At 70.3% G+C, this 18,536-nt stretch carries 18 protein-coding genes and 1 pseudogene; 10 read left to right on the top strand and 9 right to left on the bottom strand.

Annotation, left to right across the window (positions count from 1 at the left end; genetic code table 11):
* Positions 1-487: 487 nt before the first annotated feature.
* Both ACWCHM_RS23020 and ACWCHM_RS23015 read left to right on the top strand, forming a co-directional pair.
* Complete coding sequence (locus tag ACWCHM_RS23020; protein WP_454219769.1) at positions 488-1,168, top strand: hypothetical protein; 681 nt, start codon at positions 488-490, stop codon at positions 1,166-1,168.
* Between the two features lie 62 nt (positions 1,169-1,230).
* The gene (locus tag ACWCHM_RS23015) at positions 1,231-1,776 is read left to right on the top strand and encodes a GNAT family N-acetyltransferase (RefSeq protein WP_454219768.1); all 546 of its coding nucleotides are present in this window, start codon (positions 1,231-1,233) and stop codon (positions 1,774-1,776) included.
* A gap of 425 nt (positions 1,777-2,201) precedes the next feature.
* Here ACWCHM_RS23015 and ACWCHM_RS23010 read toward each other — a convergent pair whose 3' ends face one another.
* The 4 genes from ACWCHM_RS23010 to ACWCHM_RS22995 form a co-directional block, all read right to left on the bottom strand.
* Positions 2,202-2,327 carry a hypothetical protein gene (locus ACWCHM_RS23010; RefSeq protein WP_454219767.1) on the bottom strand — a complete coding sequence of 42 codons (126 nt, stop codon included), beginning with the start codon at positions 2,325-2,327 and terminating at the stop codon, positions 2,202-2,204.
* 200 nt (positions 2,328-2,527) lie between these two features.
* Positions 2,528-2,791, bottom strand: a complete 264-nt coding sequence (locus tag ACWCHM_RS23005) for a hypothetical protein (protein WP_454219766.1) — start codon at positions 2,789-2,791, stop codon at positions 2,528-2,530.
* A 132-nt stretch (positions 2,792-2,923) separates the two neighbouring features.
* Positions 2,924-3,583: a peptide-methionine (S)-S-oxide reductase MsrA gene (gene msrA / locus ACWCHM_RS23000; RefSeq protein WP_454219764.1), complete on the bottom strand. Its 660-nt coding sequence runs from the start codon at positions 3,581-3,583 to the stop codon at positions 2,924-2,926.
* Positions 3,584-3,692: 109 nt separating this feature from the next.
* Positions 3,693-4,106 (bottom strand): HIT family protein, encoded by a 414-nt coding sequence (locus ACWCHM_RS22995; protein WP_454219762.1) that lies wholly within the window; start codon positions 4,104-4,106, stop codon positions 3,693-3,695.
* Positions 4,107-4,218: 112 nt separating this feature from the next.
* On the opposite strand from ACWCHM_RS22995, the gene ACWCHM_RS22990 reads away from it, so the two are divergent.
* The 3 genes from ACWCHM_RS22990 (at position 4,219) to ilvA (ending at position 8,088) form a co-directional block, all read left to right on the top strand.
* Entirely contained in the window at positions 4,219-5,358 is a 1,140-nt protein-coding gene (locus ACWCHM_RS22990) for a cystathionine gamma-synthase (protein ID WP_454219761.1), read from the top strand.
* 17 nt (positions 5,359-5,375) lie between these two features.
* On the top strand, positions 5,376-6,785 hold the full coding sequence (locus tag ACWCHM_RS22985) for an amidase (RefSeq protein ID WP_204956500.1): 1,410 nt from the start codon (positions 5,376-5,378) through the stop codon (positions 6,783-6,785).
* 82 nt (positions 6,786-6,867) lie between these two features.
* The gene (gene ilvA / locus ACWCHM_RS22980) at positions 6,868-8,088 is read left to right on the top strand and encodes a threonine ammonia-lyase (protein ID WP_204956501.1); all 1,221 of its coding nucleotides are present in this window, start codon (positions 6,868-6,870) and stop codon (positions 8,086-8,088) included.
* 42 nt (positions 8,089-8,130) lie between these two features.
* Here the strand turns inward: ilvA and greA are convergent, their stop codons facing one another.
* Positions 8,131-8,631 carry a transcription elongation factor GreA gene (greA, locus tag ACWCHM_RS22975; RefSeq protein ID WP_204928278.1) on the bottom strand — a complete coding sequence of 167 codons (501 nt, stop codon included), beginning with the start codon at positions 8,629-8,631 and terminating at the stop codon, positions 8,131-8,133.
* A gap of 140 nt (positions 8,632-8,771) precedes the next feature.
* Positions 8,772-9,206 carry a DUF4307 domain-containing protein gene (locus ACWCHM_RS22970; protein ID WP_454219760.1) on the bottom strand — a complete coding sequence of 145 codons (435 nt, stop codon included), beginning with the start codon at positions 9,204-9,206 and terminating at the stop codon, positions 8,772-8,774.
* Positions 9,207-9,385: 179 nt separating this feature from the next.
* Here ACWCHM_RS22970 and mca point away from each other — a divergent pair, with 179 nt between their 5' ends.
* From mca to ACWCHM_RS22955, 3 genes are all read left to right on the top strand, one after another.
* Positions 9,386-10,267, top strand: coding sequence for a mycothiol conjugate amidase Mca (gene mca, locus ACWCHM_RS22965; protein ID WP_204956503.1), 882 nt, complete (start codon positions 9,386-9,388; stop codon positions 10,265-10,267).
* Between the two features lie 49 nt (positions 10,268-10,316).
* Positions 10,317-10,592, top strand: a complete 276-nt coding sequence (locus ACWCHM_RS22960) for a hypothetical protein (protein WP_204956504.1) — start codon at positions 10,317-10,319, stop codon at positions 10,590-10,592.
* 230 nt (positions 10,593-10,822) lie between these two features.
* Positions 10,823-13,309, top strand: a complete 2,487-nt coding sequence (locus ACWCHM_RS22955) for a putative bifunctional diguanylate cyclase/phosphodiesterase (RefSeq protein ID WP_454223152.1) — start codon at positions 10,823-10,825, stop codon at positions 13,307-13,309.
* 135 nt (positions 13,310-13,444) lie between these two features.
* On the opposite strand, the gene ACWCHM_RS22950 is transcribed toward ACWCHM_RS22955, so the two are convergent.
* Positions 13,445-14,479, bottom strand: a complete 1,035-nt coding sequence (locus ACWCHM_RS22950; protein WP_454219759.1) for a phosphatidylinositol-specific phospholipase C domain-containing protein — start codon at positions 14,477-14,479, stop codon at positions 13,445-13,447.
* A gap of 135 nt (positions 14,480-14,614) precedes the next feature.
* Between ACWCHM_RS22950 and ACWCHM_RS22945 the strand changes: the two are divergent.
* Positions 14,615-14,737: pseudogene (locus ACWCHM_RS22945) on the top strand (DUF255 domain-containing protein); the annotation flags it as partial.
* Between the two features lie 114 nt (positions 14,738-14,851).
* Here the strand turns inward: ACWCHM_RS22945 and ACWCHM_RS22940 are convergent.
* Both ACWCHM_RS22940 and ACWCHM_RS22935 read right to left on the bottom strand, forming a co-directional pair.
* Positions 14,852-15,550, bottom strand: a complete 699-nt coding sequence (locus ACWCHM_RS22940; protein ID WP_454219757.1) for a hypothetical protein — start codon at positions 15,548-15,550, stop codon at positions 14,852-14,854.
* Between the two features lie 191 nt (positions 15,551-15,741).
* The gene (locus ACWCHM_RS22935; protein WP_454219756.1) at positions 15,742-16,176 is read right to left on the bottom strand and encodes a restriction system modified-DNA reader domain-containing protein; all 435 of its coding nucleotides are present in this window, start codon (positions 16,174-16,176) and stop codon (positions 15,742-15,744) included.
* A gap of 136 nt (positions 16,177-16,312) precedes the next feature.
* Here ACWCHM_RS22935 and ACWCHM_RS22930 point away from each other — a divergent pair, with 136 nt between their 5' ends.
* On the top strand, positions 16,313-18,403 hold the full coding sequence (locus ACWCHM_RS22930) for a thioredoxin domain-containing protein (RefSeq protein WP_454219754.1): 2,091 nt from the start codon (positions 16,313-16,315) through the stop codon (positions 18,401-18,403).
* Positions 18,404-18,536 lie beyond the last annotated feature (133 nt).

Raw genomic sequence — 18,536 nt, 5'->3', positions numbered from 1 at the left:
TGACCATCGCCTGCGACGCGTCCGACGACGTGGCTGCGGTCTGCTCGCACAGCAGTTCAACACGATCCGCACTCCCATGTGCGGCCATCGCCCATTACTCTCCTTGGTTGGACTTGGTCGCCTTCGTAGGATCGCATAGTGGCCATCTTAAATCTGCACGAAACACCCATCAAGGACATCTCTCATACCACTTCCTGTGGGCGCCACCCCTGGCCGGGCAACTCGCCCCTGCGGGAAGGCGTCAACCTGATGCGCTAAGTCCCTCCCGTGACCGATCCTCGCCCTTGAGCTCTGGCGGGCTGCGCTGAAGCATCCACCAGGCGCGGAGGCTTCCTCCTGGCCACCAAAGCATGACACTCTTTCAAGCCCGAGCCGACTTCAGCTGTCGAGGATCCGGGCTGACGGTATCGATCATGTACTAGAGTAGGAATCGTCGATGGGTGAAAGGCGTGACCGGACAGGGCAGCGGGTCGTGCATCGGTCCTTGATGTTCGTGGCGCTCCCAGCAGCTCTCCTGTTTATTTTGGCGCTGAACTTTGTATGGGAGGTGGTCCGCGCTAACGTGAGCCTGCCCGAAAGGGAGGCGTGGCCATTCAGGTTCGTTCTTCTCGATCGGTCTGCAACTGCCGCCCTGCTCGGAGTCTTCGCGAGCCTATTCATTGCTCGTTCTCAATGGGCAAAAGCGCATCGACCCTCTATAGGCTATGCGATTGTCGACCCGGATGGTGGATTTGATGCCAGGAAGGATCGATGGTGTGTTTGGATCTCTAACGGTGGACCCGGAATGGCTATTGTCGATAGTTTTAAGTATATCGTCAAGTTCACCAACCAGCCAAGGTCGGTGCCAGTTTCCCTGGCGGAGTTGGACCAGTATCTGGAGCACCTCGGGCTTAGCTCCGGAAAGCACTACTTTATTCGAGAGTTGGGAGCTGGGGCCCTGCTTCCGGCTGTGGTAAAACACGCCGACGGTTCGCTTGTTTGTTGGTTCACCACGGAGGCGCTGGCGGCCCTTGACGAGTTCGACATCGATGTGCGCCTGAGTGATGCCTTGGGTGATGTGCACGAAAGAACACTCACAATTATGGATAAGCTGCCCAGGCCGGCTCTGATCGCGAAACGCGATTTCATCGCGAAGACCCAACCCGGACCTCCGGCGGGCGCCCCGTAAATCAGATGCTGGTGAGTCTTAATGGATCGGCCGCGAGGCTTCTCGATTACGGAAAGTGTCTTATGTCTGACTTTGAGGTGAAACTCAGCCCCCCGGTGATGCAAGACTTCTGGATTTTCGAAAGGCAGGCCACTGACCCGGACGCGGCCGGGACATTCAATTGGTCTGGCTATCGCGACATCGCTAAGTTGAAGCGACGCCTCGAGGATAATGGTCTGATTGATGCAAATGGGGGGTGCCTATTTGTTGCGGTTGGTGAAGAGTTGGCGGGGACCGTTGTTTGGACGAAGGTAACCTACGGTAAGCCGGATTGGTGGTGTTGGAATATCGGAATATCGCTTCTGCCGGAGTTTCGCGGGAGAGGTTTCGGAACCACGGCGCAATGGCTTCTCGTCTCCTATCTGTTCGACACTTTGCCTGTTGAGCGAATTGAGGCGTATACGGACGTCGACAATGTGGCGGAACAGCGTTCGCTCGCAAAAGTGGGATTTGTCAGGGAGGGGGAAATTCGTGCAGCGCAGTTCCGCGAGGGGCGATGGAGGGCGATGGCCCTGTACAGTATGCTGCGAGACGAATATTGTAATCTACTGGAAGTGAGGCGACGTTAGCTGCGTGCCGATTTCTTCTTTTTGGTCTGATGTGGTTGCCATATTTGAATCGAGCTCCTCTGTGTGACTCTCGAGGGAATCAGGTCTGCGGAACTCAGTTTACCTGGGCTAGCCTTTGGCATGCGATCGGCGCATGCTGCACCTCGCTGTCGGGTCAGCCGGGAGTTCGGGTGGCTGGTCAGGGCAATCTGCTGCCCCGACCGTACGGTCGGGGCAGCAGATTGCCCTGACGCGTTCGATCGGGGTATGTGGTAAGCCCGTTAGGTCCATGGCTGCAAGCCATTGCTCCATGGTGCCAGTAGCAGAAGTCCCACCCGGCGTCCGGCCCCATGCAGGATATCCCCAGCCTTGCCAAGCGCGACATCACCGCCTGCGGCCGCGGCCGTACACAAGACTGCCGCGAACGGTGTAGTGCTTTCGCTAGCTCACTCGGTGAACTTCGGGTCCGCATAGCCCACCTGGCGCATCCTCACGGTCCTGAAGACGACCACGATCTCGTCGCCGGGGATGAACACGTTCTCAGTGCTCAGGAACTGCGGCATGCCGGCCACGAACCACACCGGGCGGCCGTCGAAGTCCAGTCGTAGGGCCGTAGGGACATCGAGGTCATGGGGCCGATTACCTAACCGTCAGGCCGCATGCTTGGTCCGATCGCGAAACGATCCTACGACACCCGAGCATCACGCGCCGGTTGCCCCAGCATCGCCGTCCAGCGCGAATCGGCACTCGGCCCGACCCGCTGAGTCCCGGCCTAGTCGGCATGACGGGCAATCGGCTCCAGGGACACTTCGACGCCGTATGGGTAGAAGGTCGCTGTCCAGGTGACCGTCACCGGACCTGCATCGGTGGTCAACTGCACAGCCATCACGGCGTGGTGCCAGTCGCCGAAGTCCCACCCAAACTCCGGCCCCATGCTGCGCAGGTCCCAACATCCGACGGAGAGCACGCGACGGCCCCGTAATGAGCCGACCCGACGGTCGAAATCGGCGTGCACCTCGGCATCTTGGATGGTCATCGCCCACAGGGATCCCCCGGTTGTGCCGAGAGCGACAACACCTTTCTGGCAAGCAGCCGGCCGTACCGCCGCCGACGACACGAGGGCGCCGGCGGGGAAGCCGGCGCCCTGCGATGGGTGGGATGGAAGGGATCAGGCGGTCTTGGCCACGCCAACCGGGCAGGTCATGCCGTTGGGGCCGTGGTTGCAGTAGCCGTTCGGGTTCTTCGTCGGGGCCAGGTACTGCTGGTGATAGTCCTCGGCGAAGAAGTAGTCGCCCAGCGGGGCGATCTCGGTGGTGATCTCACCCTTGCCGGCCCGCGCCACGATCGGGGCGAACGCGTCCCGGGACGCCTGCGCGGTGGCCAACTGCTCGTCGGTGGTGGTGTAGATCGTCGAGCGGTACTGGCTGCCGACGTCGTTGCCCTGGCGCATGCCCTGGGTCGGGTCGTGGTTCTCCCAGAACACCTTGAGCAGGTCCTCGTAGCCGATCACGGCGGGGTCGTAGACCACCTGGACCACCTCGGCGTGCCCGGTCATCCCCGAACACACCTCCTCGTACGTGGGGTTGGCGGTGTAGCCGCCCGCGTAACCGGCCGAGGTGGTCAGCACCCCCGGTAGGGTCCAGAACAGCCGCTCGGCGCCCCAGAAGCACCCCATGCCGAACACGGCGACCCGGGCGCCCTGCGGGAACGGGCCCTTCAGCGACGACGGCAGCACCTCGTGCCGGTCCCCGATCGGCATCGCGATCGGGCGGCCGGGCAGGGCCTGGTCGGGGCTGATCATCTCGGCCTTCATGCGGCGAAGGAACACGGTGGAACTCCTCTCGTACCTCTCCCCGCATGCAACACCGGCGGGCCCGCCTTCCTTACCCGCTGCGTCCCGGCTCTCGCTCCCGGGCCTCGCCGAATGTCGGCGGGCCTCAGGCCAGGGCGGCGGCGACCCGCCCGGCGTAGGAGGCGGCCTCGGTGTCGTCGTTGTAGCGGGTACGCGGCCAGAAGAAGCCGCGCAGGCCGTCGCCCTTGGTCCTCGGCACCACGTGGGTATGCAGGTGCGGCACCGACTGGGACACCCGGTTGTTCATCGCCACGAACGTCCCACCGGCCCCCAGACCGGATTCCACGGCCGCCGCCAGGCGCTGGACCAGGCCGAAGTAGCCGGGCAGGTCGGCCGCCGGCAGGTCGGTCAGGGTGACCAGGTGGGTGCGGGGCACCACCAGGACGTGCCCCTTGAACACCGGCCGGGTGTCCAGGAACGCCACGCCCCCCGGCTCGTCGGCCACCCGGAACGCCGGCACCTCACCGGCCACGATTCCGCAGAACACACACCCGCTCACCCGCGCAGCCTAGAGCCCCACGCGCCCACCCACCACGCGCCGGGGCGCAGGCGCGGGTGAGCCGGGACGGGTTCCGGCCGACCGGCGGGCGCGGCGGACTAACGTCTGCGGGATGAGTCACGGCTTCGAGACGCTCGCCATCCACGCCGGCCAGGACCCGGAGGCCCGCACCGGCGCGGTGATCCCCCCGATCTACCAGACCAGCACGTACGCCCAGGACGCCGTCGGCGCGCCCCGGCAGGGCTACGAGTACAGCCGCTCCGGCAACCCCACCCGCGACGCCCTCCAGGAGTGCCTGGCCGCGCTGGAGGGGGGTCGGGTCGGGCTTGCCTTCGCCAGCGGCCTGGCGGCCGAGGACACCCTGCTGCGGACGGTCTGCTTGCCCGGCGACCACGTGGTGATCCCCGACGACGCGTACGGCGGCACGTACCGGCTGTTCGCCAGGGTCGCCGAACGGTGGGGGCTGACGTACACCCCGGCGAAGGTCTCCGACGTCGACGCGGTCCGGGCGGCGATCCGCCCCGAGACGAAGATCGTCTGGGTGGAGACGCCGACCAACCCGTTGCTCGGCATCGCCGACATCGCCACCCTGGCCGGGGTGGCGCGCGAGGCCGGGGCGCTGCTGGTGGTCGACAACACCTTCGCCTCGCCGTACCTGCAACAGCCGCTCGCGTACGGCGCGGACGTGGTGGTGCACTCCACCACCAAGTACGTCGGCGGGCACTCCGACGTGGTCGGTGGCGCGTTGGTCGTCGCCGACCCGACCCTCGGCGACGAGCTGCGCTACCACCAGAACGCGATGGGCGCGATCAACGGCCCGTTCGACGCCTGGCTCACCCTGCGCGGCATCAAGACCCTCGGGGTACGGATGGACCGGCACTGCGACAACGCCGAACGGATCGCCGCCTTCCTCGACGGGCACGCCAAGGTCGCCCAGGTCATCTACCCCGGCCTGCCGTCGCACCCCGGGCACGAGGTGGCCGCCAAGCAGATGCGCCGGTTCGGCGGAATGATCTCCTTCCGGGCCGCCGGCGGCGAGGAACACGCCGTGCAGATCTGCAACCGGGCCCGGCTGTTCGTCCTCGCCGAGTCGCTCGGCGGGGTGGAATCCCTGATCGAGCACCCGGGCCGGATGACACACGCAAGTGCTGCCGGCTCGCCGCTTGAAGTTCCCGGCGATCTCGTGCGACTGTCTGTCGGCATCGAGACGGTCGACGACCTGCTCGCCGATCTGGAGCAGGCGCTGGGCTGACCGCGGGCTGGGAAGAGGTGGCCGTGCAGGACATCATGCCGACCTGGGTGGGGGCGACCGCCAAGCAGATCGCCCGGGGTGTACGCCGGGGTGACGTCTCCGCCACCCAGGTCGTCGCCGACCACCTGGACCACGTCGGCCGGGTCGACGGCGCCCTCTCCGCGTTCCGGGTGGTCCGTGGCGGCGAGGCGATCACCGAGGCGGAGAAGGTCGACGAGCAGGAGGAGTTGGCGAACCTCCCGCTCGCCGGGGTGCCGGTGGCGGTCAAGGAGAACACCCCGGTCGCCGGGCTGCCCACCTGGAACGGGTCGGCCGCCGCGCGTACCGCGGTGGCGGAGGCCGACCACGAGGTGGTCCGCCGGCTGCGCGGCGCGGGCGCGGTGATCCTCGGGGTGACCCGGATGCCGGAGCTGGGGCTCTGGGCGATCACCGACGACGCGTCCGCCGTCACCCGCAACCCGTGGGACGTGCGGCGTACGCCCGGCGGGTCCTCGGGTGGGGCCGCCGCCGCGGTGGCGGCCGGCCTGGTGCCGATCGCCCACGGCAACGACGGGCTCGGGTCGATCCGCATCCCGGCCGCCTGCTGCGGCCTGGTCGGGCTCAAGCCCGGCCGGGGCGTGGTCCCGTGCCAGCTCGGCGCGGAGGACTGGTTCGGGCTGACCGAGCACGGCATGCTCACCACCACGGTCGCCGACGCCGTAGTCGGCTTCCAGGTGCTCGCCGGGCGTCGCCCAGACAAGCTGGTCCCGCCGTCCCGGCTGCGGGTCGGTGTATCGCTGCGCTCGCCGGTGCGTGGCGTCGCACCTGACGCCCCCAACCGGGACGCGGTGGCCGCCGCCGGCCGCCTGCTCGCCGCGGCCGGCCACGACACCGTGCCCGCCGACCCGGTCTACCCGACCTCGCTCGGCCTCCAGGGCATCGCCACCTGGCTCGCCGCCGCCGCGGCCGACGTGCGGGCCGCCGGCATCGACCGGCGCAGCCTGCAACGGCGCAGCCGCCGGCACGTCGCGCTGGGGGAGTGGGCGCAACGCCGGGGGTACGTGCGGGAGGCCGACCGGGCCGCCTGGCGGGACCGTTCGGTCGGCTTCTTCACCGACCACGGGGTCGACCTGCTGCTCACCCCGGCGCTGGCCGGACCGCCGCCGGAGGCCACCACCTGGTCCGGCCGCTCCTGGCTGGCGAACATGCGGACCAACATCCGGTACGCCCCGTTCGCCGCCCCGTGGAACGTCGCCGGCCTGCCGTCGATCGTGGTGCCGGTGGGTCGTCGGCCGGACGGCCTGCCCGTCGCCGCGCAGCTGGTCGGCCCGCCCGGCTCGGAGCTGCTGCTGCTCGGCGTCGCCGGGCAGTTCGAGATGCAGGCCCCGTGGACCCGGCACGCCCCCGGCTACCCCCGGGTCGACACGGGCTCCCCTGCCGTCACCTGACCACCCGGTGAGCGCCTCGTCGCCGCTGGTGGTGGGCGGTGTCGCCGCCGGTCGTTGCCGGGGCGGGTGGCACGATCGGGGCATGACGGAACTGGTCGACCTCGCCGACGTACGGGCCGCCCGGGAGCTGCTCGCCGGGGTCACCCGGACCACTCCGCTGGAGCCGTCCCGACCGTTGAGCGCGGCGCTGGCCGGGCCGGTGTGGCTCAAGTGCGAGAACCTGCAACGTGCCGGCTCGTACAAGGTGCGCGGCGCGTACGTGCGGATCTCCCGGTTGTCGGCACGGGAACGGCAGCTGGGCGTGGTCGCGGCCAGCGCGGGCAACCACGCCCAGGGGGTGGCGCTCGCCGCCGGCCTGGTCGGCACCCACGCCACCGTCTTCATGCCGGTCAACGCGCCGCTGCCGAAGGTGGCCGCCACCAAGGGGTACGGCGCGCGGATCGAGCTGATCGGCAACACCGTCGACGAGTCGCTGGTGGCCGCGCAGACCTTCGCGGAGCGTACCGGCGCGGTGTTCATCCACCCGTTCGACCATCCGGACGTGATCGCCGGGCAGGGCACCGTCGCACTGGAGATCCTCGAACAGTGCCCCGAGGTCGAGACGATCATCACGGGGGTCGGTGGTGGTGGCCTGATCTCCGGGATGGCGGTGGCCGCGAAGGCGTTGCGGCCCGACGTGCGGATCATCGGCGTCCAGGCGGAGAGCGCCGCCGCGTTCCCACCCTCCCTGGCCGCCGGGGAACCGGTCCGGCTGCCGGCGTTCGCCACGATCGCCGACGGCATCGCGGTGGGCCGGCCCGGGGAGATCACCTTCAACCACGTCCGCAAGCTGGTCGACGAGATGGTCACCGTCGCCGAGGAGGACATCTCCCGGGCGTTGCTGATGCTGTTGGAACGGGGCAAGCAGGTGGTCGAGCCGGCCGGTGCGGTCGGGGTGGCCGCGCTGCTCGCCGGTGCGGTGCAGGTACGGACCCCGACGGTGGCGGTGCTCTCCGGCGGCAACATCGACCCGCTGCTGATGATGCGGGTGATCGAGCACGGTCTCGCCGCCGCCGGCCGCTACCTGCGGGTCACCGTCCGCTGCTCGGACCGGCCCGGTCAGCTCGCCTCGCTGCTCACCGAGATCGCCGAGCACCGCGCCAACGTGGTCGACGTGGAGCACCAGCGGGCCAACCCGCACCTGCGGCTCGGCGAGGTGGAGGTGGCCCTGTCGGTGGAGACCCGGGGCGTCGAACACTCCGACACGCTGATCAGCGCCCTGCGGGCCAGCGGCTACGAGGTGGTGCTCAGCGCCGAGGCGTGAGCCCCACGCCGCCGGGCCCGGTGGACCCGGCGGCGGTGCGGCTCAGCCGGAGAACGGCTCGAAGCTGACGATGGTCACCTTGATGTCCGCCCCGCTGGGCGCGGTGTAGGTGCACGCCTGGCCGGGACGACCGCCCAGGATGGCCTTGCCGAGCGCCGACTCGGGGCTGTAGACCGTCAGCTCGGTGGTGGCGGCGATCTCCCGCGATCCGAGCAGGAACGTCTCGGTGTCACCCTCGTCGTCGTCGAAGTAGATCGTCACGACCATGCCGGGCGACACCACGTCGGCCGTCGGGGCCTCGCCGACCTGGGCGGTGCGCAGCAGCTCCTTGAGGTAGAGGATCCGGCCCTCGGCCTTGCCCTGCTCCTCGCGGGCGGCGTGGTAGCCACCGTTCTCCCGCAGGTCGCCCTCTTCCCGCCGGGCGTTGATCTCGGCGGCGATGACCGGCCGGTTGGCGATCAGCTCGTCGAGCTCGGCCTGGAGGCGGTCGTGCGCGTCCTGGGACAGCCAGGTGGCGGGCGCCTTGTGGTCATTGGTGGACACAGGCGTACTCCTCGGATGTGCGTGCTGGCTGACAGGTGACTTACCAACCTACCAGTGGCCCGCACTGCCGGGCGTCGTCGATCACTCGGTCGGGGGACGGCCGTTGGCCCGCCGCGACGCCGGGTCGGTCCCGTCGTCGCTCAGCCGGCGGGACGGCAGCGGACTACCTCGCCGATGAACGGGCGTTCGGTGGTGGCGACCCGGTGCCGGGTGGTGACGTGCCGCTGGCCGGGGGCCGCGGTCACGGTGACCTCCTCGTGGCCCACCTCGGCCCCGGCGTGCGAGCGGGCCCGGACCAGGCATACCGCCGAGCCGCCCGCGGGCACGGTCACCCGGAAGTCGACCTGGACGCCGGTGTCGCTGATGTCGGTGTAGGTGATCACCTCGGGCTGGTATTCCGGGTCACCGTAGCGCTGGTAGAGCTGCGTCGCGGCCAGGACCAACCCGGCGATCAGCACGGCCACCAGTGCCCAGCTCAGCGCCGGGTGTCGACGCCTGGGCTCCCGCCTGCGGCCGTACCGGCCGGGCGGGAACACCGGCGCGGCCGAGGGAACTGTGGCGTGCGTCTCGGTCACCGGCGGGTATCTCCTGGCGTTGTTGTCGGGGGTATCGGCAAGAATGACAGGGTCCATCTTCCCAGCCCGGGGCCGCGCCCGGACCGGCAGGTCGGCAACCGCGCCGGCAGGTCACCGCGGCAGGTCGGGCGAGCGACCCGGAGCGGGCCGCCGCCGGGCACAGACGAGGAGCGCCCACGTTGGCAGAGAAGCTGCGTCTCATGGCCGTGCACGCACACCCGGACGACGAGTCCAGCAAGGGTGCCGCCACCATGGCGAAGTACGTCGCCGAGGGGGTGGACGTGCTGGTCGTGACCTGCACCGGGGGTGAGCGGGGCAGCGTGCTCAACCCCAAGCTGGACCGCCCCGAGGTGTGGGCCAACATCGGCGAGATCCGGCGGGCCGAGATGGACGCCGCGCGGGCCATCCTCGGCGTCGAGCAGGCCTGGCTGGGTTTCGTCGACTCGGGCCTGCCCGAGGGCGACCCGCTGCCGCCGTTGCCCGAGGGGTGCTTCGCCCTCCAGGACGTCGAGGTGGCGGCCGGGCCGCTGGTGAAGCTGATGCGGGAGTTCCGCCCGCACGTCGTCACCACGTACGACGAGGAGGGCGGCTACCCGCACCCCGACCACATCATGTGCCACAAGATCAGCGTGGCCGCGTTCGAGGCGGCCGGCGACCCGACCCGTTACCCGGAGCTGGGCACCCCCTGGCAACCGTCGAAGCTCTACTACGACATCGGCTTCTCCAAGGGCAAGCTCCTGGCCCTGCACGAGGGCACGCTGGCCGCGGGCCTCCCCTCGCCGTACGAGGACTGGCTCAAGCGCTGGGACGAGCGGCCGGACAAGGGTTCGCGGATCACCACCCGGGTGGAGTGCGCGGAGTACTTCCCGGTCCGCGACGACGCGCTGCGCGCCCACGCCACCCAGGTCGACCCGGACGGCTTCTGGTTCCACGTGCCGATGGAGATCCAGCAGCACGCCTGGCCGACTGAGGACTTCCAACTCGCCCGCTCGACGGTCGAGTCCCCACTGCCCGAGTCCGACCTGTTCGCGGGGGTTCGGGAAGCGGCCCATGCCGGGTGACCGGCGGCCGGGGCTACGCTGACACTCCACCGCACATCGGAGAAACACCATGCTGAACGCTGTCCAGGTGCTCGCGGAGAACAACTTCGGTGACACCCGCACGGGCGGCCTGGCCGGGCCGATGGGCCTCTTCCTCATCGTGCTGCTCGGCACCGCCACCGTCCTGCTCATCCGCAACATGAACTCCCGGCTGCGCCGGCTGCCCGACCGGTTCCCCCACCAGGGTGGTCCGGTCGGGACCGATTCGTCTGCCACCGGCCCGTCGGACGCCACGACGGGGCAGGAATCACGTACGAACCCGCCCAGCGGCCACCAGCAGCCCTGAGTGGGGTGACCGCAGCATGAATCACGTCGATCCGGGTCGTCGCCCCCTGTTGCGGCCACCCGGATTGGCTTAGCCTTCCGCCGGGGGACGAAAGTCCCTGAGCCGTGCGCGGGAGGGGGTGCCATGACCGTCGTAGCCGCGTTCGTCCGTCGCGCCGTCGACGGCCCCGCGGACGGAGCCGGGCGGTGACCTCCGGCAGGGCCGGCGCGTCCGACGACGGGTCGACGCCGATGGAGACTCCGCTGCGGGTGCGCGTCCTCACCCTCGCGGTGACGGTGACCGCCCTGGTGGCGGTGCTGGTCGGCCTGCGCCTGCCCACCGCCCTGCCGGCCGACGATCCGCTCCCGGCCGTCGCCCGGTTCGGCATCGTCGCCGCCGTGTTCGCCCTGGCCCAGCTCGCCCGGCTGCGCTTCCGCACCGCCACCGGCATGGTGAGCATCACCTGGGGCGAGGCCGCCCTGATCGGCTGCCTCTACCTGGCGCCGGCCGGCTGGCTGCCGGCTGCCGCGCTGCTCGGCACCGGCGCGGCCTGGACGGCGATGTCGCTGGCCGCCGACCGTCGTCCTCCGGTGGAGTTGGTCCGGATCGCCGCCTCGTTGACCGCGGCCACCGCGCTCGCCGTCACCGTCGCCACCGCGTTGGGTGAGCCGTTCCTGGCCGGCCCCACCCCGACGCTCGTGCCCGCCCTCGTCGCCGGTGCGGTCACCTACCTGTTCACCACCGCCGGGCTGGGCGCGGCCACCCTGGCGCTGCGGCACGGCGTCGCGGTCGGCCCGGCGCTGCTCGTCGCGCTGCGCGGCAAGGTGCTGATGTTCGTCGGCAACGTGATGGTCGGGTTGGTCGTGGTGGCGTTGCTTGAGGTCGACCCGCGTTGGTTGCTGCTGCTCCCGCCGCTGCTCTGGCTGCTCCAGCAGACCTACCGGCACCGGCTGCGCGCCGACCAGGAACAGCGCACCTGGCGCGCGTTCGCCGAGGCCACCGCCGCCCTCAACCAGCTCGACGAGCGGGGGGTGGCCACCGCCGCGGTGACCGGGGCGCTGGCCCTGTTCGGGGCGGAACTGGTCGACGTCGACGTGGCCCGGGCCGACGGCCGGTGGCGGCGTTACCGGGGGGATTCCTCCGGCCGCCTCCGCGACCGGGAGGCCGGGCCGCCGGCCGGCGCGGCCCCGGACGCCCACGAACTCGTCCGACCGCTGGCCGTCGGGGACGTCCGGGTCGGGCAGATCCGGGTCCGGTTCCCCGTCTCCGGGCCGCCCGACGACCGGGAACGGGACGCGTTGGCGGCCTACTCCGACGCCCTGGCCGCCGCCCTGCACGACGCGGCCACCCACCGGGAGCTGCGCCTGGTCAGCGCCCGCTCGTCGTACGACGCGGTGCACGACGCGTTGACCGGGCTGGCCAACCGCACGGCCATGTTGAGCAAGGGCGACCAGGCGCTGCGGCAGCTCGCCCACGATCACCCGGTGGCCCTGCTGCTGCTTGACATCAACCAGTTCAAAGAGGTCAACGACACCCTCGGGCATGCCGCCGGTGACCAGTTGCTGCGGCTCACCGGCAACCGGCTGGGCACCCTGGCCCGCCCCGGTGACCTGCTCGCCCGGCTCGGCGGCGACGAGTTCGCGCTGCTGCTGACGTCGGTCCCGGTGATCGGCGACCGGGCCGCCCCGATGGCGTACGCGCTGCGGCAGGCCCGGGAGATCGCCGAGCGGCTGGCCGCGCCGACCGAGGTGGCCGGGGTGCGGATGTCGGTGGAGGTCGCGGTGGGGGTGGTGGTGGCCGGGGCGGGCACCGCCGACCTGACCGAGCTGCTGCGCCGGGCCGACATCGCCATGTACCAGGCGAAGGAGGGCGGCGGCAGCGTCGCCGCGTACGACAGCACCCGGGACGCGGCCAGCACCGACCAGTTGGCCCTGCTGGCCGAGCTGCGGGAGGCGTTGCAGGCTGACGACCAGCTGGTGTTGGCCCTGCAACCGGCGGTCGACCTGGCCACCGGAGCGCCGACCGGGGTGGAGGCACTGATCCGCTGGCAGCACCCCCGGCGAGGCTGGCTCGGCCCGTCCGACTTCATCCGCCCGGTGGAGAACAGCGAGCAGCTCGGCACGTTCACCCGGTACGTGCTGGACAAGGCGCTCTCGGTGGCCGCCGACTGGGCCCGGGACGGGCTGGACGTACCGATCTCGGTGAACCTCTCGGCGCGCAGCCTGCTCGACCCGCGGCTGCCCTCGGAGATCGCCGACGCGTTGCGCCGGCACCAGGTGCCGGCGCACAAGCTGGTCCTGGAGATCACCGAGACGGTGGTGATGAGCGAGCTGGAAGTTATCGACGAGGTGCTGGCGAACCTGCGCAGGATGGGCGTCCAGCTTGCCGTCGACGACTTCGGCACCGGCTTCTCGTCGCTGTCGTTCGTGACCCGGATCGCGGTGGACGAGCTGAAGGTGGACCGGTCCTTCGTGATCCGGATGGCCGACTCGCCCGAGGCGGCGGCGATCGTCCGGGCCACCGTCGGACTCGCCCACGAGCTGGGGTTGCGGGTGGTCGCCGAGGGGGTGGAGACCGCCGAGCAGCGGGCCGCGCTGGTGGCGCTGGGCTGCACCGCCGCCCAGGGCTACCACTTCTTCAAGCCGATGCCCGCCGACAAGATCGGCGCGGTGCTCGGCTCGCTGCGCGACTCCGCCGAGTCGAACGTCTTCCCCCTACGCGCCGACGGCGCCTCCTAACCCACCCCACCCCCCCACCCCCCACCCCCCACCCCGTCGATCATGGAGTTGTGGTGCCCTGGAAGCGCCCAAATCTACACAGAGCGACCACCGAAACTCCATGATCGACGGGGTGGGGGAGTGGGTGGGGGTGGGTCAGCCTCGGGAGACCACCTCGGCGACCACCGTCGGCAGCGCGGCCCAGTCGGCGGAGGCGACGCTGGCGTGGGCGGCGGCGAGTTGGGCGAGACGGGCACGGGCGGCCGTCGGGTCGGTGTTGCCGACCGCCGGGGGGACGTTCTGCGCGTCGGTCATCACCAGCAGGTAGTGGTTGGTGTCGTACCAGGAGGTGTCGATGCCGCCGGTGACGTACGCGCTGGCGTCGCCGTCGAACAGCACGAACCACGGGCGCAGGGCGGTATCGGCGTACCTGGTGCGCGGGTCGCCGGACTGGGCCCGGTGCACCGCCGGGAACGCCTGGGCCTGGCCGAGGGTGCCGGCCGCCGCCAGGCCGACGAGGTGCTGGGCGTACTCGATGTCGGTCCACAGGGTGTCGGTCGGGTTGCCCTCCTCGACGGTGCCGGGGATCAGCTCCACGATCACCTTCCCGGCGAGCTGCGCCCGGGTGGGCCAGGCGTTCGCGCGGGCGGCGGCGTCCAGGGTGGCATACCCGCCGCGCAGGTCGGCGGGGCGGAACACCCGGCTGCCGAGCCGGGCGGCGAGCACCGCGTCGAGCTGGACCGGTCCCTGCCCGGTACGGCTGCTGAAGCCGGTCTTCAACTCCAGCTTGAGCTGGAGCGGCCCGGCGTCGGGGTGGGCGTCGAACCAGAGTCGGATGTCGTCCAGGCAGTTCTCCAGGTTCTTGTTGCGGGTGCCGGTGTAGAGCTGCGCGGGGGTGGTGGCGGCGACACAGTTGTTGTCGTTGCCCAGCGGGTTGGAGTGGCTGACCCGCCACTGCTTGGTGATGATGTCCGGCCAGACGTCCAGCTCGATCAGGCCGGGGCGGGCGTCGAGCGCCTGCGCCAGATAGGTGTACGTGCCGCGTTCGTACGCGTTGTGCGTACCGACCACGGTGGTCGCCGAGACCCGGGTGCCGGGGTCCACGGCGGCCGAGGCGGGCGCGGCGGTGGTGAACACCGCCGCGACGACCGCGACCGAGGTGAGCGCCGACAGGAGACGGGAACCGCGCATGGGGACCTCCTCGCGGCCCGGTGCCGATCACCGGACCCGAACAGATCAAAGTCGATGAATGTGAACGGGGGAAGACCCGATATCGGCGCAACGGTTGCCCCGGCGGGTGCGCCCGGGGGTGGATAGGGTCGTCGGGTGAACCGACTCGCCCAGGCCACCTCGCCGTACCTGCTCCAGCACGCCGACAACCCGGTCGACTGGTGGCCGTGGTGCGACGAGGCGAAACGGCGGGACGTCCCCGTGCTCATCTCGGTTGGCTAAGCCGCGTGCCACGGGGGCCAGTGAGCCCGGCAAACCGGTGGTGCGTCAGCCGGCACGACAGCGAAGTGCGTCGCACGTCAAGGCCGCCGCCCGTCCTTGACGCCCCGTTGGTCAATCCGTCATGCCGCGTGAGTCATCTGGGTCGATGGCCATCGGTGGCCGGGCGGTGAGAACGGTGGTCACCCGGCTGCCCTCATCGACCCAGCGCCGACTCGTGGGAGAAATCCAGCCGGCAACCTGCAGCGCACTCTGGTAAAGGCCGACCAGGGGTCGATTGAACATCGGTTCGTGGTGGGCCATCCGGTTTCGTGCCTCGTGTAGCGAGCCGACCGCATCGAAGACCGTTGCGCGCCGCTGGCGAGGGAAAGCCCTGTGCAGGCAGGGATGCCACAGGCCGCGATCGTACCGACGAGCTAGAAGAAACCGCCAGAAACCAAGGTTCAGTTCTGCGATGACGCGTCCAGGGGTTTCGGGACGCCCGTTACGTACGGCACGAGCCCTCGCCTTGGCGATGTCTCCGACGGCCTCGGGGGCCAGGAAGCCATTCGGCAGCGCCGAAGATCGGGGATTGAGGTACCAGCATGGCTCCCCGAAGGCGCGGGTAGACCAGGCTTCGAGTTCGCGGTGTAGGGCGTTTCGCAACAGCACTTCGACGTGGCCCAAGGTTGCCGAGAGTGCTGCCGTGACCTCGACGTTCCACTGATACAGCGAGAGCGCTGCCCGCAGGTCGCCGCCGCACGCCAACTTGTACGGACCAAGGCGCTCAGGTGAAAGGCGCTGTTCGAGCTCCATCAGCTCTTCCACCTGCATGTCCGTCTCCCGCTCCTGGTCAAAGTGCGCTACAATTCAGCACGAAGACCCCGGTCCGCCTCTGCCCGTAAGGGCATGCCGCCGGGGTTTTGTATGCGCAGGTTCTGATCAGATGGCCCTACGGCTGCTCCTGAGAGCGACTGTCGGGCTAACTCTCTAAATCGTAGAGATTGGCGATTGGGAGCGCAAGTCTAGTTGTGCTCTACCTGGCTGCGAAGTACATGAAGCGGCTTACCGCTTGGCACGTGGACATAGATCCAGCCGTTGATCGTTGTGCCGGTCTGCTCCGCGAGCGCCCGTGACGGAGTTGAGAACGACCTTCCGTTCGCAAGCTTGAGCCAGCCTCGCGGCGTGACGGTCGCCTCGTGAACCATGCGCCGTCGCGGCTGCTCGTGCCGTAGAACGTCCCCGGGCGCGAGAACGCCGGCTTTGATCAATGGCAACAGGGCTCCTGGTCGTCGAGGCAGGTGCCGTATGGTTGGTGCGGATTTCTCCTGCGGCTCCTTGGGGTCTCCGCTGAGGAGCAGGCGGCGCAGCACATCGTTCGGTGTGTCGACCAGTGGCTCGCAGTGCTGCTGCAGGAAGGCGAACACGTCTTCGTCGACCTCGATGGTGCGTCTGGCCATTGCGGTCTCCAGCCTTCCGATCGTCACTGCTTTGACAGCGTACCCGACGATTTGGAGATTCGCCTGGTTCACCGACTACTCAGGTCGAGGGGAAGCCATGCAGCAGCGTGAAGCCTTGGCGTGAAAGGGTGGGGTCGTGAACCGACTCGCCCAGGCCACCTCGCCGTACCTGCTCCAGCACGCCGACAACCCGGTCGACTGGTGGCCGTGGTGCGACGAGGCTTTCGCCGAGGCGAAACGGCGCGACGTCCCGGTGCTCATCTCGGTCGGCTACGCCGCCTGCCACTGGTGCCACGTGATGGCCCACGAGTCGTTCGAGGACGAGACGGTCGGCGCGCTGGTCAACGCCGGTTTCGTGGCGGTCAAGGTGGACCGTGAGGAACGGCCCGACGTCGACGCCGTCTACATGACCGCCACCCAGGCGATGACCGGCCAGGGCGGCTGGCCGATGACGGTCTTCGCCACCCCCGACGGCACTCCGTTCTTCTGCGGCACCTACTTCCCGAAGCCCAACTTCGTCCGGCTGCTGGAGTCGGTGGGCACCGCCTGGCGGGAGCAGCGGGAGGCCGTACTGCGGCAGGGCGCCGCGGTGGTCGAGGCGATCGGCGGCGCCCAGGCCGTCGGCGGCCCCACCGCCCCGCTCACCGCCGGACTGCTCGACGCCGCGGCCGACCAGCTCGCCACCGAGTACGACGAGACCAACGGCGGCTTCGGCGGCGCACCGAAGTTCCCCCCGCACATGAACCTGCTGTTCCTGCTCCGGCACCACCAACGGACCCGTTCGGCGCGCAGCCTGGAGATCGTCAGGCACACCGCCGAGGCGATGGCCCGGGGTGGCCTGCACGACCAGCTCGCCGGCGGGTTCGCCCGCTACTCGGTGGACGCCCACTGGACGGTGCCGCACTTCGAGAAGATGCTCTACGACAACGCCCTGCTGCTGCGGGTCTACACCCAGCTGTGGCGGCTCACCGGCGACCCGCTGGCCCGCCGGGTGGCCCGGGACACCGCCCGGTTCCTCGCCGACGAACTGCACCGCCCCGGCGGGGGTTTCGCCTCCGCGCTCGACGCCGACACCGACGGGGTGGAGGGCCTCACCTACGTCTGGACCCCGGCGCAGCTCGTCGAGGCGCTCGGCGAGGGCGACGGCCGCTTCGCCGCCGACCTGTTCGACGTCACCGAGGTCGGCACCTTCGAACCCCGCCCGGCCGCCGGGTCGGACACCGCTACGGACGCGGCCGGGCACGGCACCGCCGGCACCAGCGTGCTGCGGCTGGCCCGGGACGTCGACGACGCCGACCCGGAGATCCGGGACCGCTGGCGCAGCGTGGTGGGCCGGCTGCTGGCCGCCCGGGACACCCGCCCCCAACCGGCCCGCGACGACAAGGTGGTGGCCGCCTGGAACGGCCTGGCGATCACCGCGCTCGTCGAGTTCCTCCAGGTCGTCGCGATCCGGGTGACCTCCGACGACGAGGACGCCAACCTGATGGACGGGATCGCCATCGTCGCCGACGGGGCGCTGCGGGAGACCGCTGAGCATCTGGCCCGCGTGCACCTGGTCGACGGCCGGCTGCGGCGGGCCTCCCGCGACGGCGTCGTCGGCGAACCGGCCGGCGTGCTGGAGGACTACGGCTGCGTCGCCGAGGCGTTCTGCGCGCTGCACCAGCTCACCGGCGAGGGACGCTGGCTGGAACTGGCCGGCGGCCTGCTCGACGTGGCGCTGGCCCGGTTCGCCGCTTCCGACGGCGGCTTCTACGACACCGCCGACGACGCCGAACGGCTGGTCGCCCGGCCGGCCGACCCGACCGACAACGCCACCCCGTCGGGCCGGTCGGCGATCGCGGCGGCGTTGACCGCGTACGCGGCGTTGAGCGGGGAGACCCGCTACCGGGAGGCAGCGGAGGCGGCCCTGTCCACGGTCGCGCCGATCGTCGGCCGGCACGCCCGGTTCACCGGGTACGCGGCCACCACCGGTGAGGCGCTGCTGTCCGGGCCGTACGAGATCGCGGTGGTCACCGACGACCCGGCCGGGGACCCGCTGGTCGCCGCCGCGCACCGGCACGCCCCACCCGGTGCGGTGGTGGTCGCCGGCCGGACCGACCAGCCCGGCGTGCCGCTGCTCGCCGACCGGCCGCTGCTCGACGGGCGGCCCACCGCGTACGTCTGCCGGGGGTTCGTCTGCCAGCGGCCGGTGACCTCGGTCGACGACCTGGTCGCCCAGCTCACCTGAGCCGGCCCGGCGGCCCCGGCTTCCGGCGGGCTCCGGCGTCGGCGGTCCTCGGCTTCCGGCGGTCCTCGGCCGGCTGGGCGGGTCCCCGGCTGGCGGGGGTCGCGTGGGCCGGTCCGACCGCCGGGGGTGGCCC

The organism is Micromonospora sp. SCSIO 07396 (assembly GCF_053667945.1).
This window is presented reverse-complemented; position numbering and strand designations above follow the sequence as displayed.